This window comes from Mesorhizobium sp. M4A.F.Ca.ET.022.05.2.1 (assembly GCF_003998845.1).
Taxonomy (GTDB): Bacteria; Pseudomonadota; Alphaproteobacteria; order Rhizobiales; family Rhizobiaceae; genus Mesorhizobium.
In genome coordinates this window covers 1-6,018 of the sequence record NZ_RZOJ01000368.1, presented here as the reverse complement: position 1 = coordinate 6,018, position 6,018 = coordinate 1, and the positions used below count along the sequence as shown (strand labels likewise).

The following is a 6,018-nucleotide window of genomic DNA, read 5'->3' as shown; positions in this document are numbered from 1 at the left end:
GGATACAATTGGCACCGTCCCCACGGGAGCCTAAAGTCCAAAACACCTATCAGTCGCCTCGCTCTAACCGAGGACAACCTGTTGAGGCTCCACAGCTAGCTCTGCCTTGGTCGTCTCGTCCTTTACGATGTCGCTCTTGAAGCGAAGCCGGATGATGCCTCGACCAGCCAGGAACCCGTCTTGCGCCTCGCCCTCCAGTTCGACCTGCAGCTTGGAATCGTCGACCTGCTTGCGAATGGCGCGCTCGATCAGCTCGGCGACGTCCTTTGCTGCAGGATCCTCGTCGGCGAAGCGGCGTCGGATGTCAGGCGCAGGCGGACTGTTGATGATCGCCGGAACGATGGTCTCGACGTTGGCGAAGAGGATGTTGAAGTCGTAGGTGTTGCCGAGCGTGGCGGACGTGCTCAGGTCGTCCGACTTGGTTTCGCCGGTGTAGGCCTTCACCGCCTTTTCGGCGTCGTCCATCCACTGCTTTTCGAGCTTGCCGGCAGCCTCGACGCGCGCAAGCCACTTCGATCCCTCCTCACGAAGAGCCGCGCCCTGCTTCTGCTGATCCGGGGTGCGCTTGTCCGTCTTTGCCATGGCGGGCAGGATGGCGGGCGCGAACGCGAAACTCTAAGCCGCTTGAAACAGATGGCTAGGCTGGCTGGCCCTCGCTGGCGCGCACTGGTGGCACGTATCTACCCCGCTCCTGAAATTGAAAACGGAGGCTCACGCTTAGATGAAAAGCCTGTGCTCGTTCACGAAACCCAGATCTATCAATGTCTGCATGGAATGGATTGTCTATCCCGTGCTCCTCGATCGAGAGCGGACTGGGAACTAGTGTTGAATTCTTCAGATCTCTAGCGGCTATAGCTACCCAACCGAAAAATGACTTGAAGGTCTTAGCCGCCTCTGCGTCTGCCACAACAGTAAGGCGGCGGACTACGGTCTTCACCGGATTGCTTGTGCCCAGCCGGTCAAGCGAAAGGTCTTCGTCCAGCCTAGAATCCTCGAATGCCTCCGCTGAGAGTTTTAGCTGGCCATTGGGCGGCCCAAGCGTCGGCCAATCTTTATAGGTTTTGGCGAGCAATCTCCTGCCCACGATTTCGGTCGGCTGTATGCTCTCGGAGGAGGGTTCCCAGATCACCATGCGTTCAAGAAAGGGCTAAGGGGCCAATTCAATCAAAAATCGGGAAGCAAGTAGCTCCGCGCTAGATTCGGAATCAAATATCACTGCGCTGACCTCGATCTCTGAAGATGCTGATGACAAAAATGCCTCTTCAGCAGAAATCTTGGCGCTCACTATCCTGGATACATCATTGTACTCAATGATGAGCGAACCCTCATCCAACAAAGTGATCTCGGGCGGGTCCTCACGGCACGAAGCAGCCGATCGCAATATCGCGGTAGCCAATTTCTTTTGCTTTTCCGTCAATGGGAGCGAGGATATTGACCGAGACGTCTCATGCAACCATGCCCCTACGCTCGCAAAGGGCAATGGGAAGCTGGACTTGCCGACATTTGCGTTGAATTCCGCCGTCGAGAGAATCAAGTTGGTTGCCTTGATACGCTCCAACCCAGCGAAGACGGCGGCAGGAAGGAAATGGGATATCACCGTCGAGCTTTGGTCGATTGAGGACGCCGAAGGGTCCCAAAACCGTATAAAATCAGTCCTTTTGTCGTAGCCAGCTACCGAAGGAGGCAACGCCCGAATCGACTTGCTCAACACGGCATTGTCATGCAAGCCATAAAGCGAAATGGGGGCAGCCATAGTTACGCTTTCAACTCCTTGCCTAAGAGCGGGCGAATCTTATCGGCAATTATTCCCTCGAACAATTTAGAAATAACTGCATGAGCAGAATCAAACGTCTTGGACCATAACTCCACATCAATAGTCGACGCCAGAGGCGCATTGACCGACAGGTTAAGGACTACAACCTTGTCCCCGCTAGGCCTCGTCCCCTCCTTCCAACTAATCAATCCGATAGCCCCAGGCAGATCAGCGATGGGAAGACGCAAGTCACCAGTGAGAGAGACGTCGTTCGACTGATTGGATACCTCACCCACAGCGTCAGGCCAGGAGACACTGAGCCCAACATACTCGCTAATGAAGTTGGCAGGAGTTATCAGACCGTGTTCAGGCCCGAAGGCATTCACATACCGCAGCACAATTCGCTCAGGCCTTAGATGCGCCTTGTCGGGGTACGCACCGAGAAGATAGTCCAAGCCTTGGCGCAGAAACGGCCGGAATTTCGACCAACCACCATAAGGAGGCACTACATTGGCGGTGAAAACTCCGGGACCGATTTGATAGACAGGCCACGTACTCGGCGAGGTCCTGAATAATCGGACGACGGCATGAGCCAGCATCTCCCGGGGCACTTCGTCTGGGACCCTTGTCTCAATATGGACGTAGCCGCTTTGGGCCAACTGCGACGTCAGCCGATCCTCCAGAAGCGAATAGAATGGGTCGATGGCCGCGCCAGGAGCCATTTGTAGCGGCGTTAATGCCCAGTGAATTTCAGCGATAACTTCTGTGAGTGGCGCATGCTCGTAAAGCAGCTCACGGGGTTTGGCCATAAATTCTCACCTGCCTAAGTGTGCGATAAGTAGTAGCCCGAACACGAGTTGCAAAGCGAAATTTCGCCAGAAGGCATCATTTGTGGATGTCAGGCGACCCTTACTCAACTGCGCCTTGCTTGAATTTTCGCACGATGAACTCGAACAGGATATCCGAAATCCACATGGCCGAAACCCCGATCAAGAAGGCGGCGGCCAGGATGGTGGTTTCATCCTTGGTATCCGGGATAGGCAGGCCGATCGCTTGGGAGTAGGCCACCGTTGGCAGCGTCAGGTAGGCCGCGGCCAGCGCCCCACAGATCGGCGAGGCGATCATCTCACGGATCTTGTAGCGATGGCGCGAGAGAGCCCGCAGGATGCCCCCAGCGAGGCCGGCAGCCACTACAGGGCCTTTGATGCCGAGGAAGTCGAGGAATTCGTGCATCATGGCCTCCAGCCGCAGAGTTTGGCGCCTTTGAGATTGTGCGCGAGTGCCGACCGCGCTTCGGTCGATGTCATGTCTTCGACGGGATTGCGGTTCGGCTTCTCGACGTCGCAGAAACTGCCGCCCGCGTGCTGGCAAGCGGCCAGGGCGACGAAGGCAGTCAGGGCTAGGACTTTAGGCGCGACCATTTGGCCTGCTCCTTCAGAATCTCGGCGTCAGACATACCGGCAACGGCCTGGTCGATCTTGTCTGCCTCGTCACGGGCTGCCAGCCGCTCTACAGCCTGCTTGTTGCGTTCGGCCTTGGCGCCGGACAGCCGGCCCCTGATCCATGCGCCAACCGCCATGACGATGCCCGCGCCGATCGCGATGACGACTGGATTGTGCAGGAACGATTCGAGGAGCGCGGTGAAGACCTCGATCATCTCAGTGCTCCCAGCCGAAGCGGCGAGCGAGCAGGTGCCAGGCTTCGGTCGCGCCGCCGATCGCCAGCCCGAGCCCGGTTTCCAGAGCCATTTGGATGTCGGGGTCGGCAGAGAAGGCCGAAGCGTCGTCACCGCCGAGCAGGCCACGCGCGACCAGCACGCCCGCCCCATAGCGCAGGGCAATGCGGACAATGACGGCGGTCATGGTGATCTCCTTCCAAAGATGGCTTTGACGATTGCGAACAGCGCTGCCCAGAAGGGATTGCGCTCCACATAGGCTGGCGCGGTTGGAGCCGGCGCCGAAGAGGCGGGTGCCGAATCTGCCGGAACAGGCTGGGCTGGCGCGGGCGTGGCCATCAGCATCGACTGGATGCGCACCGACACCACGCGGCTCTGCCAGCCCTTCCCGAAGGTCGGCCAGGTCGGTAGACGCTTCAGGAACGCGAGCCGGGCATCGCAGAGCGTGTCGATGACGACGCCAGCGGGCTTGCGCCGCACCGCGGCAAGCGTCGCCGGCCCAATTCGGCCATCCTGCACCACGCCGACGCCGCCCGCCGCCTGGAGGTACTTCGCAGCCCTGCCCGGACCGCTGTTCACAGCAAAGTCAAAGACGGCGTAGTCGACACCGTCAGGCAGCTCGGCGCCGGCGACAGCATCCCAGTAGAAGCGCCGATAGACCGTAGCGATCTGCTCATCCGAGATTTTGCGAAGATCGGCTTTAGTGGCGTCCGCCTTCACGTAGCGACGGAAGTTCGCCAGCGTGACGCCTTTCATCGTCGCCCCGCCGGGATCGGCCGGGTTGTCCGACCAGCCGCCTTCGGACTTCAGGACAAGGGCAAGAGAACGCGCAAAGTTTCTGTCCATCGGCGGCTCCGTTCGCAACGGCGCCATCCTGTGCGCGCACATGGCGAAATTCTAAGCCGCTTGAATAACGGCAGAGTTTTACCTAGTGCTGACGCGGAATCACGGGGTGCTTCAACATGTCGAAACTTACCGCCTGGCTGCGCGAGAAAAGTATTCTCAGATCGAAGCTGAAGGTGCCCGCACATGTGACGGTCGGTCGCGATTGCCACGGGATCAGCGACGGGAATTTCTACAATGTTACGGCGAAGTCGCCTGTCATAATCGGGTCGTTCTGCTCGATCGCGCCGGGAGTGCTGTTCCTTTGTCAGGGCGATCACCGAACAGACACCGTGTCGACGTTTCCATTCCAGTCTCGCACCTTCAAGACCAAGACGAACCTCGAGTACCTGACCTCTAAAGGCCCTATTGTCGTCGGTAATGACGTCTGGATAGGCTCTCGCGCCATCATCCTGTCGGGCGTGAAGATCGGACACGGCGCGGTCATCGCCGCTGGCAGTATCGTCACCAAGGACGTTGAGCCCTATACCCTTGTCGGAGGAAATCCGGCGAAGCTGATCAAGCGCCGGTTCCCTGATGAGACGGTTGCCGCGCTGCTGGAAATCCAATGGTGGAATTGGCCAATCGAACGGATCAAGACGGAACGTGCCGCCTTCGACCTTCCGGCTGAAGAGTTCGCGCGGCGCTTTAGCTGATCCTCAGGAACAGGGTGACATGTGGATTGACCGAATAGCCCATGCATCGCCATGTTCCAGCGGGTGCTCCGCCCACCGTGACGCCGCCCGAATTTGAGTAGAGGCAGCTGGATCCAGCTATCGTGTCGCCAGGGTTCAGAATGGTGTTGGTTTTGAGAAATGCATACGTTCCGACCGCGCCGGTAGAGAGTGCGGCGGCGCCACCAGCATAGTCCAGGGCCGGTGACCATTCGGGCGCGGTTGCCCCGGCGTTCATCCGAAGCATCTGCAAAGCTGTCCCCTTTGCGAGCCTGGCCAGAGCTTTGGCGCTCGTAAGGTAGAGGACGTCGCCAGCCACCGTGCCGGCGGGTAGCGCTGCGAAAATCTTCTGAGCGGCACCATCGCCGACGACGAGCACATCGTCATCAGTATCCCATTGGACATCGCCTTCCGCCGTCGGCGTCGGCGCGGCGCTCTGCTTCAGCGTCAGCGTTGGGGTCGTGATCGTTGGTGAGGCGAAGGTGTTCGAGAGGGGAGCGACGGCCGCCCTTTGATAGCCGACACACTTCCAGTTGCCGCCGCCAAGTGACCGCATGCGTGCGACGTCGCCTGCTGCCGTGGTGATATTCGCTGCGCCTGGGAGGATCAGGCTCGTAGCGTTGTGCGTGAAGGTCAGCGACGCAGCGAACACAAGATCCCGCTCGGCGCCGGCAGCGAGCGTGCCGAGCGCCGTGATGGGGACCGTGCCTGTGATGTTGACCAGCGTACCTGTGGTGTTTGCCAGGTTGACAGTCGCGGCCGATGCCATGTCCGCGCCAGCTGCGTTGAAGTTGTCGGCTGCGCCTACTGCCGTGCTCGATCCCGAGCCGCCAGCCGTGACGGGCCGCGCAGCGTTCGCGTCCCCCACCAGATCGTCGACAAGCGCGTTGTACTTCGCCGACTCGATCGGGGTGTTCGGCGTTCCCTTGGTGCCCGGAGGGGCTGAATAGACACCACCTGCGCGCGGCATAGCTGCTCCAATCTATCGATGGAGCAATGATCAGTGCGAGCCCGCGAAAATCTAAGCCGCTTGG

Annotated in this window: 9 protein-coding genes; 1 reads left to right on the top strand and 8 read right to left on the bottom strand. The window is 59.4% G+C overall.

Annotated features, from left to right (window positions below; genetic code table 11):
- Window positions 1-63: 63 nt before the first annotated feature.
- The 7 genes from EN745_RS27770 to EN745_RS27730 all read right to left on the bottom strand — a co-directional run bounded on the left by EN745_RS27770 (window position 64) and on the right by EN745_RS27730 (window position 4,274).
- Window positions 64-582 carry a hypothetical protein gene (locus EN745_RS27770; RefSeq protein WP_189363179.1) on the bottom strand — a complete coding sequence of 173 codons (519 nt, stop codon included), beginning with the start codon at window positions 580-582 and terminating at the stop codon, window positions 64-66.
- Between the two features lie 565 nt (window positions 583-1,147).
- Window positions 1,148-1,753 (bottom strand): hypothetical protein, encoded by a 606-nt coding sequence (locus EN745_RS27760; protein ID WP_127422729.1) that lies wholly within the window; start codon window positions 1,751-1,753, stop codon window positions 1,148-1,150.
- Between the two features lie 2 nt (window positions 1,754-1,755).
- Window positions 1,756-2,562, bottom strand: coding sequence for a TIGR04255 family protein (locus tag EN745_RS27755; protein ID WP_127422728.1), 807 nt, complete (start codon window positions 2,560-2,562; stop codon window positions 1,756-1,758).
- Window positions 2,563-2,662: 100 nt separating this feature from the next.
- Window positions 2,663-2,986 carry a hypothetical protein gene (locus EN745_RS27750; protein ID WP_127422727.1) on the bottom strand — a complete coding sequence of 108 codons (324 nt, stop codon included), beginning with the start codon at window positions 2,984-2,986 and terminating at the stop codon, window positions 2,663-2,665.
- Between the two features lie 166 nt (window positions 2,987-3,152).
- Window positions 3,153-3,410 (bottom strand): ABC transporter permease, encoded by a 258-nt coding sequence (locus EN745_RS27740; RefSeq protein WP_127422725.1) that lies wholly within the window; start codon window positions 3,408-3,410, stop codon window positions 3,153-3,155.
- Between the two features lies 1 nt (window position 3,411).
- On the bottom strand, window positions 3,412-3,615 hold the full coding sequence (locus EN745_RS27735; RefSeq protein ID WP_127422724.1) for a hypothetical protein: 204 nt from the start codon (window positions 3,613-3,615) through the stop codon (window positions 3,412-3,414).
- The gene (locus tag EN745_RS27730; protein WP_127422723.1) at window positions 3,612-4,274 is read right to left on the bottom strand and encodes a glycosyl hydrolase 108 family protein; all 663 of its coding nucleotides are present in this window, start codon (window positions 4,272-4,274) and stop codon (window positions 3,612-3,614) included. Before EN745_RS27730 ends, EN745_RS27735 begins: the two co-directional genes overlap by 4 nt.
- Before the next feature lie 116 nt (window positions 4,275-4,390).
- On the opposite strand from EN745_RS27730, the gene EN745_RS37540 reads away from it, so the two are divergent.
- Complete coding sequence (locus EN745_RS37540; RefSeq protein ID WP_127422722.1) at window positions 4,391-4,966, top strand: CatB-related O-acetyltransferase; 576 nt, start codon at window positions 4,391-4,393, stop codon at window positions 4,964-4,966.
- On the opposite strand, the gene EN745_RS27720 is transcribed toward EN745_RS37540, so the two are convergent.
- Window positions 4,959-5,954: a hypothetical protein gene (locus tag EN745_RS27720; RefSeq protein ID WP_189363178.1), complete on the bottom strand. Its 996-nt coding sequence runs from the start codon at window positions 5,952-5,954 to the stop codon at window positions 4,959-4,961. The two genes, EN745_RS37540 and EN745_RS27720, sit on opposite strands and share 8 nt — an antisense overlap.
- Window positions 5,955-6,018 lie beyond the last annotated feature (64 nt).

Bases quoted from the DNA above. Each gene is read 5' to 3' on its own strand.
- EN745_RS27770 (WP_189363179.1), bottom strand. From the start codon at position 582: ATGGCAAAGACGGACAAGCGCACCCCGGATCAGCAGAAGCAGGGCGCG.
- EN745_RS27760 (WP_127422729.1), bottom strand. From the start codon at position 1,753: ATGGCTGCCCCCATTTCGCTTTATGGCTTGCATGACAATGCCGTGTTG.
- EN745_RS27755 (WP_127422728.1), bottom strand. From the start codon at position 2,562: ATGGCCAAACCCCGTGAGCTGCTTTACGAGCATGCGCCACTCACAGAA.
- EN745_RS27750 (WP_127422727.1), bottom strand. From the start codon at position 2,986: ATGCACGAATTCCTCGACTTCCTCGGCATCAAAGGCCCTGTAGTGGCT.
- EN745_RS27740 (WP_127422725.1), bottom strand. From the start codon at position 3,410: ATGATCGAGGTCTTCACCGCGCTCCTCGAATCGTTCCTGCACAATCCA.
- EN745_RS27735 (WP_127422724.1), bottom strand. From the start codon at position 3,615: ATGACCGCCGTCATTGTCCGCATTGCCCTGCGCTATGGGGCGGGCGTG.
- EN745_RS27730 (WP_127422723.1), bottom strand. From the start codon at position 4,274: ATGGACAGAAACTTTGCGCGTTCTCTTGCCCTTGTCCTGAAGTCCGAA.
- EN745_RS37540 (WP_127422722.1), top strand. From the start codon at position 4,391: ATGTCGAAACTTACCGCCTGGCTGCGCGAGAAAAGTATTCTCAGATCG.
- EN745_RS27720 (WP_189363178.1), bottom strand. From the start codon at position 5,954: ATGCCGCGCGCAGGTGGTGTCTATTCAGCCCCTCCGGGCACCAAGGGA.